The organism is Aeromonas bivalvium, from assembly GCF_000819765.1.
Lineage (GTDB): Bacteria > Pseudomonadota > Gammaproteobacteria > Enterobacterales > Aeromonadaceae > Aeromonas > Aeromonas bivalvium.
The window spans coordinates 42,760-43,331 of sequence record NZ_CDBT01000057.1; the positions used below are offsets into that span (position 1 = coordinate 42,760).

A 572-nucleotide genomic window follows, 5' to 3' on the forward strand; every position below is an offset into this window, starting at 1 on the left:
GCATCGAGCACGATGGCGGTGGAGACGCTCTTGTCATAGCCGGGCTTGCCCGCCATGAAGGTGAAGCAGCTGTTGCCAAGGTCGTGAAACACGGCGCCGCCTCCGCTGCTGCGCCGGGCGAGCGTCACCCCGTCCTCTTCCATGCGGCGGGTGTTGCACTCCTTCCAGGGATTCTGGGCCCGGCCTATCACCACCGTATTGGCGTTTCGCCACAGAAACAGCACCCGCTGGGTCGGGTCCATCTGGCGGAAGATGCACTCCTCCACCGCCAGGTTGAACAGGGGATCGTGGGAGTCGGAGACGAGCAGGCGCAAGGGAGACATGGCAGGACCTCATGGTGGACGCAAGAGAGCACAATACCATTCCTGGGACCGAGTCTCATGAGGGGACTCAAAAAAGAGCAACCATGAGCAGGAGGCAGAGGCACAAGGGCGGGGATCGTGGCGGGAGGAGGAGCCCACCCTGACGGTCAGCCCCGGGCCGCGCCCCTCCCGGGCTCAGGCGGCATGAGGGGAGCGAATCTTGTCCCGCCACCGGACCCAGACCCTGTCCACCAGCAGGATCCCGGCCAC

1 pseudogene is annotated in these 572 nt (G+C 65.2%); it reads right to left on the minus strand.

What is annotated here, in order from left to right:
* Nucleotides 1-323 (minus strand): annotated as a pseudogene (lplA, locus tag BN1119_RS17030) (lipoate--protein ligase LplA); the annotation flags it as partial.
* Nucleotides 324-572: the final 249 nt, after the last annotated feature.